Origin of the sequence: Actinomyces israelii (assembly GCF_030253495.1) — a bacterium.
In the GTDB taxonomy this organism is placed as follows: domain Bacteria; phylum Actinomycetota; class Actinomycetes; order Actinomycetales; family Actinomycetaceae; genus Actinomyces; species Actinomyces israelii.
In genome coordinates, this window is record NZ_CP124548.1 from 17,260 (window position 1) to 33,934 (window position 16,675).

Here is a 16,675-nt window from a genome sequence, read left to right on the forward strand (position 1 = left end):
GTGCTCCTGTCGGGCTGTGCGGGTTGGAGGGGGCGCGAGTGCGGCGACGCCGTCGGTCCGTAGCAGGCCGACGGCGTCGAGGTGCAGCGCGTGGTGGGGGCGCGGGTCACTTGGTCACGGTGACGGAACTGATGACGACGTCCTCGACGGGGCGGTCACGGGGGTCGGTGGACACTGCTGAGATCCTGTCGACGACCTCGCGGGAGGCGTCGTCGGCGACCTCCCCGAAGATCGTGTGCTTGCCCTGCAGCCACTCGGTGGGCGCCGTGGTGATGAAGAACTGGGAGCCGTTGGTGCCCTTGCCCAGGCGGCGCCCGGCGTTGGCCATGGCCAGGACGTAGGGCTGCGTGAAGGTCAGCGACGGGTCGATCTCATCATCGAAGGTGTAGCCGGGTCCTCCGGTGCCGGTGCCCAGAGGATCGCCGCCCTGGATCATGAACCCCGGGATGACGCGGTGGAAGATCACGCCGGAGTACAGGGGCGCGTTGGACTGCTCCTTCGTGCGAGGGTCTGTCCAGGTCTTCTCCCCGGTCGCCAGGCCCACGAAGTTCGAGACCGTTTCAGGGGCCTGGTCAGCGAAGAGATCGAGGCGGATATCGCCGAGGTTGGTGTGCAGTGTCGCTTCCATGACCGCAATCGTCGCACGCGTACCACCGGCGACGCTGAGACGCTCGGTTGTGGATTGACCTGTTCACCCCAGGCAAAACGCCTGTCCGGATTGCGGGTGCGAACGGCCTGTGAGTGGAACGATGGGCCCCAAGCGACCTCATCGTTCCGAGCAGGGAGACCATCATGGCTTGCAAGACCTTCGACAAGAAGATCGACACGGACCAGCTCCGGCAGGAGGCGGCCTCCCTCGCCGAGAACATTGCGGCTCGAGCCGAGCGCGCCGCCGTCTGGGCGGCTCCTCGCGTGAGCAAGGCCCGCACCGAGGTCGTCAAGGCCGCCAAGGAGGCCCAGCTGCGCGCACAGCCCGTCGTCGAGGAGGCCCGTACCCGGGTGGTCGAGGACTACGCCCCGGCCGCTCACAGGGCCGCCGTCGCCGCTCAGGCCGCGGCCGGCACAGAGGGTACGCTCACCGAGCGTGCTCAGCGCATCGCCGTCGCCGCGAAGAACGCGGCGCTCGAGATTCCGGAGGTTCCCGTGAAGAAGAAGCACCCCGTCCTTAAGACGCTCGGCTGGCTCGTGCTGGCCGGTGCCGCAGCGGGCGCCGCATACGTCGTGTGGCGGCGCAGCCAGCCCGTGGAGGACCCGTGGGCCGAGGAGTACTGGGCCGACTCCGCCGAGGACGAGGACGGCGGGTCCGCGGCCCAGGCTGAGTAGGGCAGTCAGGAGGGCCGTCCCGGAGTACGCTCGGCGGCGTCCCGCACGACCTGTGCGGGACGCCGCCGAGCCTGGGGCGCCCTGCGCAGATCCTGGACAATAGGCTTATAGAGCATGAACACCGTCGTTCCCACGCCCCCGGCCTCCCTGATTCGGGGGACCAACGAGTCCGCTCCCCTGCAGATGCCGCAGCTGGGTCTGGGCACCTACAAGGTCGGCGTCGAGCAGGTCGAACGCGTGGTCCGCGACGCCCTCGACGTCGGCTACCGGCATATCGACACCGCCCAGATGTACCGCAACGAGGCCGGCGTCGGAGCCGCCATCGCGGGCTCGGGAGTGCCCCGCGACCAGCTGTGGGTGACCTCCAAGCTCAACAACCCCAACCATCGGCGCGACGACGCCCTGCGCAGCCTCGAGGCCACCATGCGCGATCTGCGCCTGGATGTGCTCGACCTGTTCCTCATTCACTGGCCGATGGCCGACTCCCCCGGTCTCGACCTGGTCGATACCTGGCGCACCATGATCGAGATCCTGGAGTCGGGCCGTGTGCGCGCCATCGGCGTGTCCAACTTCCAGGCCGATCACCTGCGCACGATCATCGAGGCCACCGGGGTGACGCCGGCGGTCAACCAGATTGAGCTCCACCCCTATCTCTCCCAGGAGCCGCTGCGGGCGCTGCACAGCAGCCTCGGCGTTGTCACCGAGTCCTGGTCGCCCCTGGGGCGTGGTCGGCTGCTGGACGACCCGGTCGTGGTTCGCATGGCCGCCGCGCTCGGCGTCACGCCCGCCCAGATCGTCATCCGGTGGCACCTGCAGCACGACCTGGTGGTCATTCCGAAGACGACGCACCGTGAGCGCATGGTCACCAACGCCGACGTGTTCTCGTTCGCGCTGTCGGACGGGCAGATGGCTGCGCTGGACGCCCTCGACCGGGGCCTGCGCACCGGCTCGCACCCCGACCGGGTGCAGGAGGTCTAGGCGCCGCGCATGCCGCTCTCGCTACTCACTTCCAGCGCAGGAGCCCCAGGAAGCCGAGCATCATAATGAGGAATCCCACGTAGAGGTTGCCGTTGGCCAGCCAGTCGTGCTCGTGGTGGGACCGGAAGTACGGCAGCGGATACTTGCCCTGGAAGAGGTAGGTCGCCACGACCCACAGCAGCCCGATGACCATGAGGGTCACCATGGTGGGCGCGTACCAGTTGGGGCTGCCGGTGCGCTTGACCTTGACCGGGACCCGGGAGACCCGGTTCGCGGCGGCCCGCGACTCCTGCCTCTCCTTCTTCGACGCGGCCGCCTTGGCGGGGTTTCCCGAGCGCTTGGGATTCTTAGGGCTCTCGGACTTCTTCTTGGAGCTCTTGGGGCTCTCGGAGTCGGACTTCTTCGACTGGGCCACGCGGGCCTCCTCACTGGCGGGACGACGGGGAGCCGGACTCGTTGCCGGGCCTGCTGACTAGCCTAGATGATTGAGTCCGGGTGTTCGTCTCTGTCCGGTCGGCGCGGTCGTACCTCAGCCCCGTGGGCGTACCTCGGGGGCGTGGGCGTACGTTTTACGACCACGACGGGGGCGACGAGGGCCGGACAGGTCTTCGGCCTCGGCCGGCCGGGCGTGTTGCGGGCCGCGTGCCCGCCCCTGGAAGGGGGTGAGAGCCCCGGATCCGTGCGGACCGGCGCCTCGAACCGATCTCGACGCGGAGACCTGCCGATCTAGGCGAAGGGGGAGCCGTGAGCCAGGCTCACGTCCTATTGGAATCGATCATTTGGATGATAAGGCGACATCTGCCGTGCGGGAGTCGTGATCGGGGTGCGCAAACCCCTAGACTGGCCGACAGCACATGACGTCTAGGCCACCAGGAGGGCTGATGGCAGCTCATCGCCACAGGGCGGCTCCGCCGCCCCGTCGTCGTCGTTCTGCACTCGATCGGGTCCTGTCGGGGTTCGGGGAGCTCCTCATCACCGTCGGGATCGTTGTGGCGCTCTTTCTGGTCTGGCAGCTGTGGTGGACCGGGATCGCCGCGAACCAGAAGGCCGAGGCCAGTACCCTGGCCTTCCACGAGACGCAGGTGGAGTCTCCCAAGAAGGAGGGCACCAAGCACACCGATCCTCCCCCGGAGTTCGAGGCCGTCAACTACGGCGAGACTATCGGCATGCTCATCGTCCCCAAGTGGTACGGCGTGACGAACAACAATATGCCGGTCATTGAGGGGACCGGCCCCGACGTCCTGGACCAGGCGGCGGCCGGCCACTACCCGGACACCCAGCAGGTCGGTGAGGTCGGCAACTTCGCGATCGCCGGCCACCGGCGCACGAACGGCAACTCCTTCCTGCGCATCGACACCCTTGAAGAGGGCGATGAGATCATTGTCGCCACCAAGGACACCTGGTACGTCTACACGGTCACCTCTCACGACATTGTCGAGCCGACGCAGGTCGATGTCATCGCTCCGGTGCCGGGCGACCCGGAGGCCCAGCCCGTGGATCGCTACATCACGCTGACGACCTGCCACTCCCTGACCACCGGGGAGTGGGGCAACGACCACCGGTGGGTCGTCCACGGGAAGTTCTCCTACTGGATGCCCCGGTCCGAGGGGCGCCCCGCCTCGGTCCTCAACGACCCGGAGGTCAACTGATGTACGGATGGATCTGGCGCCACCTGCCCGGCCCGGCCTGGTTCAAGGCCATCGAGGCCCTGGCCCTGACGGTGATCGTGGTGCTCTTCCTCTTCGAGGTCGTCTTCCCCTGGGCCAACACCACCTGGAACATCTCCGGGGAGGCTACGGTCTAGATGAGTGGGACCGGGGCGGGGCGTGCTGCTGGTTGAGAGAGTGATTATCCCGCACGGCCGTGAGTCGGTCGATGCCCTCGGGTACGAGGGGCCGCATTTCCGTGGAACCATGGAGTCACGCCGTTTCTCCACGGGTTCAGCGTCACTGGCCGTTTTAGATGTGCGTGGGGTGGTCGCTTTGTCGAGTCCTGGGGTCTGTCGTCGTGACCGACTCCGGGGCGGCCGGGGATGACCGGCAGGCCCCGCGATCTCGGTGCGGAGATCTGCCGATCTCGGCGAGGGTGGCGAGCGGGCGCGTCGCCCTTCACCCGGTCGTAGGTGAGGGCTGCACGGGTAGGGGCCGGTCTGCCGAGACGAGCCGGGTCGGGTGACGATGCGCCGGGCATGTCGGGGTGCGCGGATGTCCGTCAGAATGACATTGGCCGCCCGGATCGTTGAGGTGCTGGCGGAGAACCGCGTCATTGCAAGGGTGTCGTCGAGGGGGACGGCGCCCGGGGGCTCTAATGTCATTCTGATGGACACCCGGGCCGCGCACCGCCACAGCCTGCGACCTGCACTTACAGGGCGGGGTGAGGAGGGCGTAGAGGGCCGCCGCTCGACCGCGATCGGCCGTAGCGCGCCGAGACGACCTGTACCCGGCGACGCGCGCCGTGTTCAAAGGGGCTCATGGGGCGCCTGATGCTCAGAACCGATCTCGGTGCGGAATACGACCGATCTCGACGAAAGGAAGGTAACGGGCGGGCCCGGTCGGGCTCGCTGGTGCGGAGCCGGCCGGTCACGCATCGGGCGTGACCGGCCGGCCCCACGAAGACGACCCTGTCGGACTATCCGTGGTTGTTGTTCTTGTCCTTGCCTTTCTCTTTGTCGTCGTCGGGGGGTATTGTGCCGCCGGTGGGAGTGGGAGCCGGGGTCGGGCTCGGGCTCGCTGTTGCCTCGTAGATGTAGTGCGTCACCGTGAGGGTGACGGAGGACTGCAGATTGACGCTCTGGCCCGCCTGGGGGTCGATCGCGGTCACGATGTACTGGTCGTTCTTCGATGAATCGGTGGTCTTCGTGTCGTTCGTCGTCGTGTTGTAGGTCAGGCCCGCGGCCTCAATGGCGGCCTGGGCCTCGTCCTGGCTCTTCCCGACGACGTCGGGCACGGTCGTGCGTCCCGAGGAGACGACGATCGATACCGTCTCCCCGCGCGACATCGAGGTGCCCGCGGCCGGGTTGGTGCGCACGACATTGCCCTCCTGCGTGCTCGGGGAGTCCTCGGTGGTGACGTCGCCCCAGGCCAGGCCCGCTTCCTCGATCTTCTTGCGGGCCTCGGACTGGCTCATGCCGGCGACGTTGGGGACCTCGGCCGTGGCCGCGCCCGAGGAGAAGCTCACGGTGATCTCGGTGCCGAGAACGGCCGAGGTGCCGGCTCCCGGGTCGGAGGAGACGGCCAGGCCCTCCTTGACCGTGTCCGAGGGGACGTCCTGGCCCCTGTTGTAGGTCAGGCCGACGCCCTCGATGGCGCCCTTGGCATCCTCCTCCGTCATGCCGGACACGTCCGGCACGGTCGCAGCGGTCGCCGTCGGTGTGGGCGTGGGGCTGGGCTTGCCCCCTATGAGGCCAGAGGCGGCCAGGCCGATGAGACTGCCCACCAGGATGAGGAGGATGAGCAGCAGCACCCATACCCACCAGCGACGGCGGGGCTGCTTGTTCTCGGTGCTCCGATCGGGGCTGACCGGAGGCTGGGCGGGGCTCGGCGGCCCCGGGGCGGGAGCGGGCGAGAGCGCCGTCGTCGAGGGCGAGGACAGGGCGGCGGGGGCCTGCCAGGTGTCGGTGGCGGGCGCGCTCACGGCCATGCCCCGCGCCGCCGCCAGGAGCTCGTTGCGCATGTGGGCGGCGTCCTGGTAGCGGTCGTCGCGGGCCTTGGCCAGGGCCTTCAGGACGACCCGGTCGAGGGACTCGGGCACGTCCGCTGCCAGGGCCGACGGCGGCTTGGGGATCTCGCGCACGTGCTGGTAGGCGATCGCGACCGCGGAGTCCCCTGTGAAGGGCGGCTGTCCGGTCAGCAGCTCGTAGAGCAGGCAGCCGGTGGAGTACAGGTCGGAGCGGGCGTCGACGACCTCGCCGCGCGCCTGCTCCGGGGAGAGGTACTGGGCGGTGCCGACGACGGCGTGCGTCTGGGTGACCGTCGCCGAGGAGTCCTCCATGGCGCGCGCAATGCCGAAGTCCATGACCTTCACCGCGCCGGTGGAGGTCAGCATGATGTTACCGGGCTTGATGTCCCGGTGCACGATGCCCGCGCGGTGGGAGTACTCCAGGGCGTCCAGCACGCCCGTCGTGATCTCGACCGCCTCCGGGATGGGGACGGCGTCCCCGTCGCCGAGGAGCTCGCGGACCGTGTGGCCCTCGACGTACTCCATGACGATGTAGGGCACCGAGCGGGTCGCCCCGTTGGGCGCAGTGATCTCCTCCTCGCCGGAGTCGTAGACGGCGACGATGGTCGGGTGGTTCAGGGCCGCGGCCGACTGGGCCTCGCGGCGGAAGCGCGCCTGAAAGGTGGGGTCGCCGGCGATGTCGGAGCGCAGCAGCTTGATTGCGATAATGCGTGACAGGCGCTTGTCGTAGCCGAGGTGCACCTCGGCCATGCCGCCGCGTCCGATGAGGTCTCGGATCTCGTAGCGGCCTGCGAGGACCTGGGGGAACTGACCGGTCACAGTGCCTCCTGTGGTGGGATGACGGACCCGACGGCCTGCCCGCGGGGAGTGTCCGACTGTGCTGACGTAAGGGTACCCGCGGTAATGGCAATGGCGAGAAGAGTCAGTACAGCGACCGCGACAATGATGATCAGCCGGACGTGGACCAGGGGCAGACCGAACAGGCCGCGCCCGGAGGCGTGGCGCGTTGGGCAGGGGTCGATCTCGAGGGCGCTGGTCGCCGCTGTGCGCGTGCGCTCGGCGGCGGGGATGGCGCGGGTCGAGGTTCCGGGGGCGCCCGAGGCGCCCGCGCGCGGGGCTCCCGCGCCCGGGGACGCCGGGGTGCTCGAGGCGACCCGTCTGCCGGTGCGGCGGGCGGGCTCGCCGTGCTCGTCGCCGGCGTGGCGGGCGCGACGCCGGTGCCTCGGCGCAGAAGCGGACCGGGTGCCCGAGTCGGGTGCGCCCGCGGCGCGGCGGGTCGGCGTGGCGCTCTCGGGGCGGGAGCGGTCGACGCGGCGCCCCGTGGAGGCCCAGGTCGGGGTCTGCCGCGGGTCCCATGAGTCCGCGGGCAGGTTGACGACAATGCGGTCCAGGCGCCGCGCGACCTCGCGGGCCGTGCGGGGGCGGTCCGCGGGCCTCTTGGCGAGCAGGTCCATGACGACGTCGCTGACCTCGGCCGGGATCGAGGCGGGCAGGGGCGGGACTGGCTCGTTGACGTGGGCGAAGGCGATGTCCACCTGGGTGGTGCCCGTGAAGGGCCGGTGGCCGACCAGGGCCTCGTAGGCGATGATCCCCAGCGCGTACAGGTCCCCGGCCGCGGTGGCCATATTGCCCATGGCCTGCTCGGGGGCCAGGTACTGGGCCGTGCCCATGACCATGCCGGTGGCCGTCAGCGGGCGCTGGTTGACGCCGGTGGAGATGCCGAAGTCGGTGAGCTTGGCCAGCCCCTCCCGGTTGATGAGGATGTTGGAGGGCTTGACGTCGCGGTGGATGACGCCGGAGTCGTGCACGACCTGGAGGGCCCGGGCTACCTGGGCGAGGATCGGCAGGATCTGGGCGGGCGGCAGGGTGCCCTTCTCGGCGATGATGTCGGACAGCGCCCGCCCCTGGACGAGCTCCATAATGATCCAGCCCGAGCCGTCGCGCTCGCCGGCGTCCAGGACGACGGCGAGGTTGGGGTGGCGCAGCCCGCGGGAGTTCGTCGCCTCGGCCCGCAGGCGCGTCAGGAAGATCTCGTCGCCCGCCAGCTCGGGGCGCAGGATCTTGGCGGCGACCGCCCGCCCGCTGCGCAGGTCGGTGGCGCGCCAGACCTCCCCCATGCCTCCCAGGGCGATCCGTTCGACCAGCTGGTAGCGTCCCTGGAGCTCCAGCCCGACGGCGGGCTTCACTGGTCCACCGCCGCATCGATGACGCTGGCCGCGATCGGCCCGGCGACCGAGCCGCCGGTGCCGTTGGCCGCCGTCTGCTCCCCGCCGTCGAGAACGACGGCCAGGGCGATCGAGGGCTTGTTCAGGTCCGTCCCGGCGAAGCCGACGAACCAGGTGACGGGACCGCCCTCGTCCGAGCCGGTCTCGGCCGTGCCGGTCTTGCCCGCGACGGACACCCCGGCGACCTGGGCGCTGGAGCCCGTGCCGTCGCTGACGGCCTGCTGCATGAGGGAGGACAGGGTCTGCGCGGTCTGCGAGGAGATCGGGGCGCGGGCCTCCTTCGGGCTGGTGGTGCTCACCACGTTGAGGTCCGGGTCGAGCGTCTGTGACACGAGGTAGGGCCTCATCTGCTTGCCGCCGTTGGCAATGGTCTCGGCGACCTGGGCCATCATGAGCGGCGTGGTCCGGACCGAGGCCTGCCCGATCCCGGCCATGGCCGTCTCGGCGTCGGAGGAGGTGGCGGGGTAGGTCGAGGGCGTCACGTCCAGGGGGATGGACTCGGACTCCCCGAATCCCCAGGCCGTGGCCTCATCGGACAGGGCCTTGTCGCCCACGTCCATGGCCAGCTGCGCGAAGGGCGTGTTGCAGGACTCGGCGAAGGCGTAGGACAGGGTGACCTTCCCATTGCCGCAGGACTCGCCGGCGTAGTTCGACAGGGCGTGGGTCGTGCCCGGCAGGGTGAGGGTGTCGGGGGCCTCCACCTCGGTGTTCGCGTCAGCCTTCCCGCTGCGCAGGGCGGCGGCCACGGTGAGGATCTTGAAGGTCGATCCCGGCGGGTACCGGTCGCCGCCGATGGCGCGGTTGACCAGGGGCTTGCCCGCGTCGTTGTTCAGGGTGTCCCACGCGGCCTGGGCGGTGCCGCCGTCGTGGGAGGCGATCTGGGTGGGGTCGTAGGAGGGGGAGGAGACCATGGCGAGGATGGCGCCGGTGGACGGGTTGAGCGCGACGACGCTCCCCCGGCGGCCCCCCAGGGCATCCCAGGCGGCCTGCTGCACCGTGGGGTCGATGGTCAGCTCGATGGCGCCGCCCTGCTGGGACTCCCCGGTGATGACGGCCTTGACGCGGCTGGAGAACAGGGAGGGGTCCTGGCCGTTGAGCACCGAGTTCTCGGCGCGTTCGAGTCCTGTCATGGAGGCGAAGACGGTGGAGAAGTAGCCGGTCAGGGGGCCGTAGAGCTCCCCGCCGGGATAGGTGCGCTGGTAGGAGTAGGCGTCGTCCGACTTCACCGAGTCGGCCACGGCGGTCCCCCCGACCATGATCTGGCCGCGGTCGGTGCCGAACTCCGCGTAGACCGTGCGGGAGTTGCGAGAGTCGGTCACCAGCGTGCCCTGGGCGCTGGAGGACTCCCACAGGGCCGGGCGCGCCAGCCCCTGCACGCTCGTCAAGGAGGCTGACAGCGCCAGGAACATGATGACGACCAGGACGGTGACCTGGTGGATCTGTCGGTTCACGGCTGCTCCTCCTCGGTGTCGATGAAGGTGGTGGCGTAGGGGTCGTCCGGTGGGGGCCCGGGGCGGCGGGGGCGCTCGAAGGAGCCGGTACGGCCCGGCGCGGCGCTCCGGGGCGGGTCGGGGTAGCCGGGCCCGGCCGCGTGAGGCGGCGAGGGCGCGGCCGAGGGGCTGGCGGGTGCGGCGGGGCCGACAGGGCCGGCGAAGCCGCCGGGAGTGCTCTGGGCGCTGCGGGCGCTGTGGCGGCCGGAGGCGTTCGGTCGGGCGAAGCCCCCCGGGCCTCCGGGCCGGGCCGGGCGGCCGGAGCCGGACGGGCCGTTGCCCGGGGCGCTGGAGCCGGCGAAGCCGCCGTCGCCGGGAGCGCCGCTGGGGCCGCCGTCGCCGGGAGCGCCGCTGGGGCGCACGGGCGCGGCGGGCCTGACGGGGGTCGCGGGCTTGACGGGCGTGGGCGGGCCGGCGGGCCGGCCGTCGTCGTCGAAACCCTCGAAGCCGGCGGGCTCGGCGGGGCCGTCGAAGTCGGCGGGGCTGATGACGCCGGTGGGGTCGGCCGAGCCCGCGAAACGGCCAGGTCCGCCCTCCGGGGCGGTGCCCGGCGAGTCCGAGTCGGCTCCGGCGTCGAGCACGTGCTTGCGGATGCCGGTGGGCAGCTCGGCGGTGTCGACGAAGCGAGGCGCCGTCGTCGCCGGGCGCCTGGCGGCGTCCGACAGCCGCACCAGCAGGGCCAGGATCATCCAGTTCGCCACCAGGGAGGACCCGCCGTAGGCGAGGAAGGGCGTGGTCAGGCCCGTCAGTGGGATGAGGCGGGTGACGCCCCCGACGACGACGAAGACCTGGATCGCGATCGTGAAGGACAGCCCGACGGCGAGCAGCTTGCCGAAGCCGTCGCGCAGGCTCATCGCCGTGCGCAGTCCGCGCTCGATGAGCAGCAGGTAGAGCATGAGGATGGCGAGGGTCCCCGTCAGCCCCAGCTCCTCGCCGATGGAGGCGACGATGAAGTCGGAGTTAGCGAAGGTGACCAGGTTCGGGTAGCCGGCTCCCCAGCCCGAGCCGAGCACCCCTCCCGAGGCCATGCCGAACAGGCCCATCACCAGCTGCCATGAGCCGCCGGGCGCGTTGTAGACGTCGGGATCCATGGCGTTCATCCACGCCGTGATGCGCTGCTGGACGTGGTTGAGGTGGGTGGCGGCGAACCAGGCGGCGGGCACGAACAGCAGGCCGCCCAGGATCAGCCAGCTCGGCCGGTCGGTGGCGACGTAGAGCGTGACGACGAACAGGCCGAACAGCAGGACCGAGGAGCCCAGGTCGCGCTGGGCGACGAGCACCAGGATGCTCACGCCCCACACGACCATGAGGGGTCCGAGGTGGCGCGCGCGCGGCAGGTTGAGGAAGAGGATGCGCCGCCCGGCCAGGGCCAGGTTGTCGCGGTTGGAGACCAGGTAGGAGGCGAAGAAGACCGCCAGCGCCACCTTGGTCAGCTCGGCGGGCTGGAAGGACATGGGGCCCAGGCGGATCCAGATCTGGGCGCCGTTGATGTTCTGGCCCAGGCCGGGGATGAAGGGCAGGATGAGGAAGGCCAGGCCCAGCCACATGGCCCAGCGGTCCCAGCGGCGCAGCAGGCGGTAGTCGCGCACGACGAGCACGGCGCAGAACAGCGCGACGCCGATGCCGGTCCACATGGCCTGCTTGGGGGCGTAGTCGTGGGCCTGGCCCAGGCGCGCGTAGGACAGGTCCAGCCGCTGGATCATGGCCAGCCCGAGCCCGTTGAGGGCGACGGCGGTGGGCAGGAGAACCGGGTCGGCCCACGGCGCCGTGCGCCGCACCCACAGGTGGACGACGACGGCGACGGCCACGAGGGCCCCGCCGAGCTGGAGGATCTGCGCCGGGGAGGAGCCGGTGCGGTTCAGCGCGGTCAGCACGAAGCCGCCCAGCCCGATGACCAGGGCGACGACGAGAAGACCCACCTCGGCCCAGCGCCCGGTGGCGCGGCCGCTGGGGCGGGGCGCGATCGAGGATGCTGCCGCGGGATGCGCTGCCGAGCGCGTGCTGCTCATGGTGCGCCCGTCACTGGTCCGAGTCGATCGGGGGCGCCTGCTCCTCGGGGGAGGGGGGCGCCGACGGCGGAGCGGTCGGGGTCGGTGCAGCAGTCGGGGTCGGTGTGGGGGCCGGTGCAGGCGCGGGGGTGCTGACGTGCGCGGCGACGGTCACATCCACGTACTCGCGGGCCGCCTCCAACGAGGGCCGGCTGACCGTCTCGGTCAGGCGCTCGCGCATGAGGTCGTCCAGGTCGTCGGGGGCGGGCTTGTCGTAGGTGTCCACCAGGTGGCTGAAGGTGAGCGGTCCGAGCTGCTGGGGGATGCCCTGGTAGATGGCGACCTTCCCGTCGGCGATGGTGACGTAGTACTGCGTCTGCGTCCAGCGGTAGCCCATGAAGGCGGCTCCGCCCAGCGCCAGCACCAGGATCGCCGAGGCGATCAGGGACTGGAGCCGGCGCCGCTTGTGCCGGGACTTCTGGGCGACCACCTCCTCGGCGATGGCCTCCTCCTGGCTGGGCGACGCCGAGCCGTCCTCGGAGTCCTCCAGGCTGGCCACGAGCGCTGCGGCCTTGGCCGCCGGGGTCGAGGCGACCATGGTGTCCTCCGCGGAGGCCGGTGAGGTCGGGGAGTCTCCGGAGGCGGCCTGCTTCAGGTGCGCGCGGCGGTTGGCGGCGGAGCCGACCATCTGCGGGTCGGTCTGCGGCTGGTGCTCGTCCTCGACGACGTCGACGATGACGGCGGTGACGTTGTCGGGCCCGCCGGCCCGCAGCGCCAGGTCGATGAGCTGGTCGGCGGCCTGGCCCGGGTCCTCCACGCTGGAGAGGACCTCCGCGATGGTCTCGCCGGTGACCGGCCCGCTCAGGCCGTCCGAGCACAGCAGCCACCGGTCGCCGGGGATCGCCTCGCGTATGGACTCGTCGAGCTGGACGTCGCCCTCGGCGTCGCCGAGCACGCGCAGCAGGACGGAGCGCTGGGGGTGGCGGCGGGCCTGCTCGCGGGTCAGCCGCCCGGTCTCGACCAGGTACTCCACGAAGGTGTGGTCGGTCGTCACCTGCGTCAGTTCGTCGTTGCGCAGGAGGTAGGCCCGCGAGTCGCCCACGTGCACCATGGCGAGCTTGTTGCCGCTGCGCATGAGCGCGATGCAGGTGGTGCCCAGCCCCGACAGGTCGGGGTTGCCGGCCGACAGCGTGACCAGCTCGGTGTGCGCCTCCTGCACGGCCTCGCGCAGCAGTCCGAGGAGCTCGCCGGCCTGGTGGGAGTCGGCGTCCAGCGGGACGAGGTGCTCAATGGCGACGGCCGAGGCGATGTCCCCGCCGGCCGGCCCGCCCATGCCGTCGCACAGGACGACGAGGTGGGGGCCGGCGTACCCGGAGTCCTGGTTGGAGGCTCGCACCAGGCCGACGTCGCTACGCGCCGCGTATCGCAGTGAGATTGTCATGGACGCAGCTCCAAAGTGGTCTGGCCGATTCGGACTGGTACACCGACTGGCAACTCGACGGCGCCGTGGACCGCACGGCCTGCCAGCGTCGTTCCGTTGGTGGAGTTGAGGTCCTCCAGCCACCAGGAGCCGTCCTTGGGGAAGACGCGCGCGTGGTGGGAGGAGGCGTAGGAGTCGTTGAGGACGAGCGTGCAGTTCTGGTCCCGGCCGATGGTGATCGACGTCGGCGTCAGGGGGACCATGGAGCCTGCGAGCGGGCCCTCGGTGATGATGAGGCGAGTGGCGCCGCGGCGACGTCCGTGGGACGCGGACGAGCCGCTCTCGCGGTTGGCGCGGCGGCGGGGTGCGGGCGCCGAGACCTCGGCGGTGTCGCGGCGCAGAGTGCGGACGACGAAGAGGACGAAGATCCACAGCAGGACCAGGAAGCCCAGTCGTGCGATGGTGAAGGCGAGCTCGCTCACACGCCTGCCTCGGCGCTCTGAGAGCCGTCCCAGAACATGATCCGGGTGCGGCCGACCGTGAGCGTGTTGCCGTCCAGGAGAGTGGCGGCGTCCACGCGGTGCCCCTCGACGAAGGTGCCGTTGGTCGAGCCCAGGTCGGTGGCGATGGCGTGACCCTGTGTGAGACGAATCTCAAGGTGCCGGCGGGAGACGCCGGAGTCGTCAACGATGATGTCGGCCTCCGAGCCTCGGCCGATCACGGTGACGGGGCCCGTCAGCAGGTATCTCTGCCCGTCGATGTCGAGGATCGGGTGGCTCGGCGTCGCGCTGGCGGACGCCGCCGGGGCGGCGCCTCCCCGGCGTGTCGAGGACTCGATCTCAATGGCGGGGGCCGTCAGGGCGCCGTCGGGGGTGAAGGTGACCTTGACCGGGCCGACGAAGGAGTAGCCCTGCTCGGAGGCGTGGCTGGTGGCCACCTCCTCCATCTGGCGGATCATCTCGTCCATCCCCCAGCCCTCGATGCGGGAGACGTCGCTGGGCGCCAGGTGAATGCGGAAGACATTGGGAACCACGGATCGGTCGCGGGCGAAGGAAGCGGCGCGCTTGTCCATTGTCTCGCGCAGCTTCGAGGCGATCTCGATGGGCTCGACATCGTCCGAGAAACGAGACATGGCGCGACTGGTGACGTTCTCGACGCCCTTCTCGAACTTGTCCAGGATGCCCATGGACTACCTCCCCGTGTGCTCGGCGCGGTCCGAGGTGACCGCGGTGGCCGTGATGCCGGGCGGTACGGTGGCGCCAGGCGAGCCACGCCCATCGTAACGGCTGTGGCCCCTAGGGCGGGTAGTGCCGGCCGCGGCTGTGTTGTAACCATAGGAAATGTCCCAGGCGGGCGCCATATCGGGAGCCGACGACGGGCGAGGGTGAGCGGTCTCACCCGATGATCGGTGACACGAAGTGGACGTCGGGACCTCCGGGCGGCTATCGTCGTCCTCGCTTCTCGCGCGAGTGGCGGAATTGGTAGACGCGCACGGTTCAGGTCCGTGTGATCTCACGATCATGGGGGTTCGAGTCCCCCCCCGCGCACGAAGAGCGAAGGGCCCGGAGCCCGCCGACGACGATTCGGCGACCCGGGCCCTTCGCCGTGCTGCGCGGGTGCGCTGCGGCCTGCCGCTCCGTGCCGCGTGGCGCGGGCCCGCTGCGCGGGCGGGCGCGCCGCGGGTGCGCGCCCGACGCCGAGATCGGTTGAGTTCCGCGCCGAGATCGGTCCGCTTCCGGCTCGAGATCGGTCCGCTGCCCGTCCGGGCCGCGCAGCCCCGCCGCCGTCGGGTACGCGCCCGCCGACCAACCGCTGCCCGCCTGAGCTACGCGGCGCCGCACTCGGGGCGCTCCGGGCGCGATCCGCGGATGAGCCCGGTCCGCCCGCCCAGCCCCGGACGCGGGCGGGTGCTCTGCGTCCCGACCGGTGGACGGCGTCGGAGGCACCACAGGGCGTGGGCGGCGAGGGCGCCGGTCCAGGCGCCGACGGCGTTCTCGGCGACATTGGCCCAGGCCGGTCGCCTGGTCAGGAAGGGCAGCGCCCACTGGGCGAGCTCGGCGCCGACGCCGACGGCGCAGCCGGCCAGGGCCCACTGCCACCAGGCGACGCGCGGCCAGCCCAGGTGGGCGAGGAAGGTCAGGGGCGCGAGCATGACCAGGTTGAGGACGATGTCCTTGCCGACGGCGTCGAGGAACCACGGACCCAGCGACTCCTTGAGCATGGCGATCTGGGCGCCGGAGTCCCATAGCACGGCGAACAGGACGACCACGAGGTAGAACCCCGCGGCGACGCGGCAGGTGGTGCGGAAGCGGGTCATGTTCGGGAGGCTAGCCGGACGAGTACTGCTATTGGTCAACATGCGGACGTGGCGGGACACACAACCGCCGTCGGGTCCAGTAGGCGGACAATTGTCGGGTGAGCCAGAAGCGATTCGTCAGCAGACGCCGTGTCTACAGTGCGGTGGGCATTCTTCTCCTGGTGCTGTGCGCGTGGAGCGTGGGCGTCCAGGGCGATGCCCTGAGCAGTGGGGGTTCGCGGGGTTCGGGCATCGTCTCCGTCCTGCTTCAGGACCACACGTCCGTGACCGATCCCATGGCGGCCCAGGAGGCGATCGCTCAGAGCGTGGTCGTGACCGGCAACGGCGTGGACACGGGCTCCGTGGCGGCCGTGGCGGTCGATGGCGATGCAGATCTGGGGACGGCGGACTCCATGACGTTCGTCTACACGCCGCCCACCTACGACTCCCAGTCCTCGACCCGCTATCCGGTCGTCTACCTGCTCCACGGCACCCCCGGGCAGTCATCGGACTGGTTCGTCGGGGCCTCCCTGGCCGACCGCCTCGACCAGCTGATCAACGACGGCACGATCCCGCCGGTCATCGCCGTCTCCCCGGAGATCTCGACCCCCGAGGTGTCCGACACGCGCTGCCTGGACTCCACCACTGGCGGCCCACTCATCGACACCTATCTCACAAAGCACGTCGTCCCCTGGGTCGATGAGACGTATCGCACATACGCGGACGCCGACCACCGTGTTCTCATGGGCTTCTCCATGGGGGCGTTCTGCGCCACCAACCTTCTCTTCCAGCACCAGGACATGTTCTCCTCCGCCGCGGCCATGGCCGACTACGGCGAGCCGGGCCCGGACGCCGCGCCCCTGCTCGCCGACGACGACGAGTACGCGCAGCAGTCGCCCGCCGACTACCTGGCCGATCCGTACTTCGAGGTCAGGAAGGGGCTGCGCTTCTACCTCACGGTCGGCGGGCAGTCCCCGGACGTCGACGTCGAGGACACGCCGCTTCTCGCCGGCCTGGCGGCCGAGCGCGGAGTCACCGTCGTCTATGAGCCCGACGACGAGGCCGACCACGACTGGCAGATGGTCTCCGACCACGTGGGCAACGCCCTGGAGATGCTCCTGGACCGACGCGCTCGGTAGACGCTCGATTCCGGGGCGCCGGGCGTCCGCGGCCCCCCTCGTCGAGATCGGTCGAGCTCCGTGTCAAGATCGCTTCGGTTTCACTGGCGTCACACCCGGGCCTGCGGGCTCGGCGGCGGCCGGTGCACCCGCCGGGCC

Annotated in this window: 15 protein-coding genes and 1 tRNA gene; 6 read left to right on the forward strand and 10 right to left on the reverse strand. The window is 70.7% G+C overall.

Annotated features, from left to right (window positions below; translation table 11 throughout):
* Window positions 1–106: 106 nt before the first annotated feature.
* Complete coding sequence (locus tag AIF0345_RS00075) at window positions 107–628, reverse strand: peptidylprolyl isomerase (RefSeq protein ID WP_043560132.1); 522 nt, start codon at window positions 626–628, stop codon at window positions 107–109.
* Window positions 629–792: 164 nt separating this feature from the next.
* Here AIF0345_RS00075 and AIF0345_RS00080 point away from each other — a divergent pair, with 164 nt between their 5' ends.
* Together AIF0345_RS00080 and AIF0345_RS00085 are read left to right on the forward strand one after the other, a co-directional pair.
* Window positions 793–1,323 (forward strand): hypothetical protein, encoded by a 531-nt coding sequence (locus AIF0345_RS00080; RefSeq protein WP_268917674.1) that lies wholly within the window; start codon window positions 793–795, stop codon window positions 1,321–1,323.
* Between the two features lie 114 nt (window positions 1,324–1,437).
* Window positions 1,438–2,301 (forward strand): aldo/keto reductase, encoded by an 864-nt coding sequence (locus AIF0345_RS00085; RefSeq protein ID WP_285296774.1) that lies wholly within the window; start codon window positions 1,438–1,440, stop codon window positions 2,299–2,301.
* A 25-nt stretch (window positions 2,302–2,326) separates the two neighbouring features.
* Here AIF0345_RS00085 and AIF0345_RS00090 read toward each other — a convergent pair whose 3' ends face one another.
* A complete protein-coding gene (locus AIF0345_RS00090; RefSeq protein WP_268917672.1) occupies window positions 2,327–2,716 on the reverse strand; it encodes a cell division protein CrgA in 390 nt (129 codons plus the stop codon).
* Window positions 2,717–3,182: 466 nt separating this feature from the next.
* Between AIF0345_RS00090 and AIF0345_RS00095 the strand changes: the two genes are divergently transcribed.
* Together AIF0345_RS00095 and AIF0345_RS00100 are read left to right on the forward strand one after the other, a co-directional pair.
* Window positions 3,183–3,950, forward strand: coding sequence for a class E sortase (locus AIF0345_RS00095; protein ID WP_285296775.1), 768 nt, complete (start codon window positions 3,183–3,185; stop codon window positions 3,948–3,950).
* Window positions 3,950–4,105 (forward strand): hypothetical protein, encoded by a 156-nt coding sequence (locus tag AIF0345_RS00100; RefSeq protein ID WP_043560122.1) that lies wholly within the window; start codon window positions 3,950–3,952, stop codon window positions 4,103–4,105. The genes AIF0345_RS00095 and AIF0345_RS00100 overlap by 1 nt, the downstream gene beginning before the upstream one ends.
* Before the next feature lie 824 nt (window positions 4,106–4,929).
* On the opposite strand, the gene pknB is transcribed toward AIF0345_RS00100, so the two are convergent.
* The 7 genes from pknB to AIF0345_RS00135 are packed head-to-tail and all read right to left on the reverse strand — an operon-like array spanning window position 4,930 to window position 14,288.
* Window positions 4,930–6,798 carry a Stk1 family PASTA domain-containing Ser/Thr kinase gene (pknB, locus tag AIF0345_RS00105; protein WP_268917671.1) on the reverse strand — a complete coding sequence of 623 codons (1,869 nt, stop codon included), beginning with the start codon at window positions 6,796–6,798 and terminating at the stop codon, window positions 4,930–4,932.
* Window positions 6,795–8,165, reverse strand: a complete 1,371-nt coding sequence (locus AIF0345_RS00110; protein ID WP_268917670.1) for a serine/threonine-protein kinase — start codon at window positions 8,163–8,165, stop codon at window positions 6,795–6,797. The genes pknB and AIF0345_RS00110 overlap by 4 nt, the downstream gene beginning before the upstream one ends.
* Complete coding sequence (locus AIF0345_RS00115; protein WP_268917669.1) at window positions 8,162–9,655, reverse strand: peptidoglycan D,D-transpeptidase FtsI family protein; 1,494 nt, start codon at window positions 9,653–9,655, stop codon at window positions 8,162–8,164. The genes AIF0345_RS00110 and AIF0345_RS00115 overlap by 4 nt, the downstream gene beginning before the upstream one ends.
* A complete protein-coding gene (locus AIF0345_RS00120) occupies window positions 9,652–11,703 on the reverse strand; it encodes an FtsW/RodA/SpoVE family cell cycle protein (protein WP_311136095.1) in 2,052 nt (683 codons plus the stop codon). The genes AIF0345_RS00115 and AIF0345_RS00120 overlap by 4 nt, the downstream gene beginning before the upstream one ends.
* A 10-nt stretch (window positions 11,704–11,713) precedes the next feature.
* The gene (locus tag AIF0345_RS00125; protein ID WP_268918684.1) at window positions 11,714–13,123 is read right to left on the reverse strand and encodes a PP2C family protein-serine/threonine phosphatase; all 1,410 of its coding nucleotides are present in this window, start codon (window positions 13,121–13,123) and stop codon (window positions 11,714–11,716) included.
* Window positions 13,120–13,584, reverse strand: a complete 465-nt coding sequence (locus AIF0345_RS00130) for an FHA domain-containing protein FhaB/FipA (RefSeq protein ID WP_285296776.1) — start codon at window positions 13,582–13,584, stop codon at window positions 13,120–13,122. The genes AIF0345_RS00125 and AIF0345_RS00130 overlap by 4 nt, the downstream gene beginning before the upstream one ends.
* A complete protein-coding gene (locus tag AIF0345_RS00135) occupies window positions 13,581–14,288 on the reverse strand; it encodes an FhaA domain-containing protein (protein ID WP_043560102.1) in 708 nt (235 codons plus the stop codon). Before AIF0345_RS00135 ends, AIF0345_RS00130 begins: the two co-directional genes overlap by 4 nt.
* 277 nt (window positions 14,289–14,565) lie before the next feature.
* Between AIF0345_RS00135 and AIF0345_RS00140 the strand changes: the two genes are divergently transcribed.
* Window positions 14,566–14,649 (forward strand) — tRNA-Leu (locus tag AIF0345_RS00140).
* Window positions 14,650–14,927: 278 nt separating this feature from the next.
* Here AIF0345_RS00140 and AIF0345_RS00145 read toward each other — a convergent pair.
* Window positions 14,928–15,419 carry a VanZ family protein gene (locus tag AIF0345_RS00145; RefSeq protein WP_268918686.1) on the reverse strand — a complete coding sequence of 164 codons (492 nt, stop codon included), beginning with the start codon at window positions 15,417–15,419 and terminating at the stop codon, window positions 14,928–14,930.
* A gap of 98 nt (window positions 15,420–15,517) precedes the next feature.
* On the opposite strand from AIF0345_RS00145, the gene AIF0345_RS00150 reads away from it, so the two are divergent.
* Window positions 15,518–16,537: an alpha/beta hydrolase gene (locus AIF0345_RS00150; RefSeq protein WP_268918687.1), complete on the forward strand. Its 1,020-nt coding sequence runs from the start codon at window positions 15,518–15,520 to the stop codon at window positions 16,535–16,537.
* The last annotated feature ends 138 nt before the right edge of the window (window positions 16,538–16,675 follow it).

What these genes read in the sequence shown, in the direction of transcription:
- AIF0345_RS00075 (WP_043560132.1), bottom strand. Translation starts at nt 628, where the DNA reads ATGGAAGCGACACTGCACACCAACCTCGGCGATATCCGCCTCGATCTC.
- AIF0345_RS00080 (WP_268917674.1), top strand. Translation starts at nt 793, where the DNA reads ATGGCTTGCAAGACCTTCGACAAGAAGATCGACACGGACCAGCTCCGG.
- AIF0345_RS00085 (WP_285296774.1), top strand. Translation starts at nt 1,438, where the DNA reads ATGAACACCGTCGTTCCCACGCCCCCGGCCTCCCTGATTCGGGGGACC.
- AIF0345_RS00095 (WP_285296775.1), top strand. Translation starts at nt 3,183, where the DNA reads ATGGCAGCTCATCGCCACAGGGCGGCTCCGCCGCCCCGTCGTCGTCGT.
- AIF0345_RS00100 (WP_043560122.1), top strand. Translation starts at nt 3,950, where the DNA reads ATGTACGGATGGATCTGGCGCCACCTGCCCGGCCCGGCCTGGTTCAAG.
- AIF0345_RS00120 (WP_311136095.1), bottom strand. Translation starts at nt 11,703, where the DNA reads ATGAGCAGCACGCGCTCGGCAGCGCATCCCGCGGCAGCATCCTCGATC.
- AIF0345_RS00125 (WP_268918684.1), bottom strand. Translation starts at nt 13,123, where the DNA reads ATGACAATCTCACTGCGATACGCGGCGCGTAGCGACGTCGGCCTGGTG.
- AIF0345_RS00135 (WP_043560102.1), bottom strand. Translation starts at nt 14,288, where the DNA reads ATGGGCATCCTGGACAAGTTCGAGAAGGGCGTCGAGAACGTCACCAGT.
- AIF0345_RS00145 (WP_268918686.1), bottom strand. Translation starts at nt 15,419, where the DNA reads ATGACCCGCTTCCGCACCACCTGCCGCGTCGCCGCGGGGTTCTACCTC.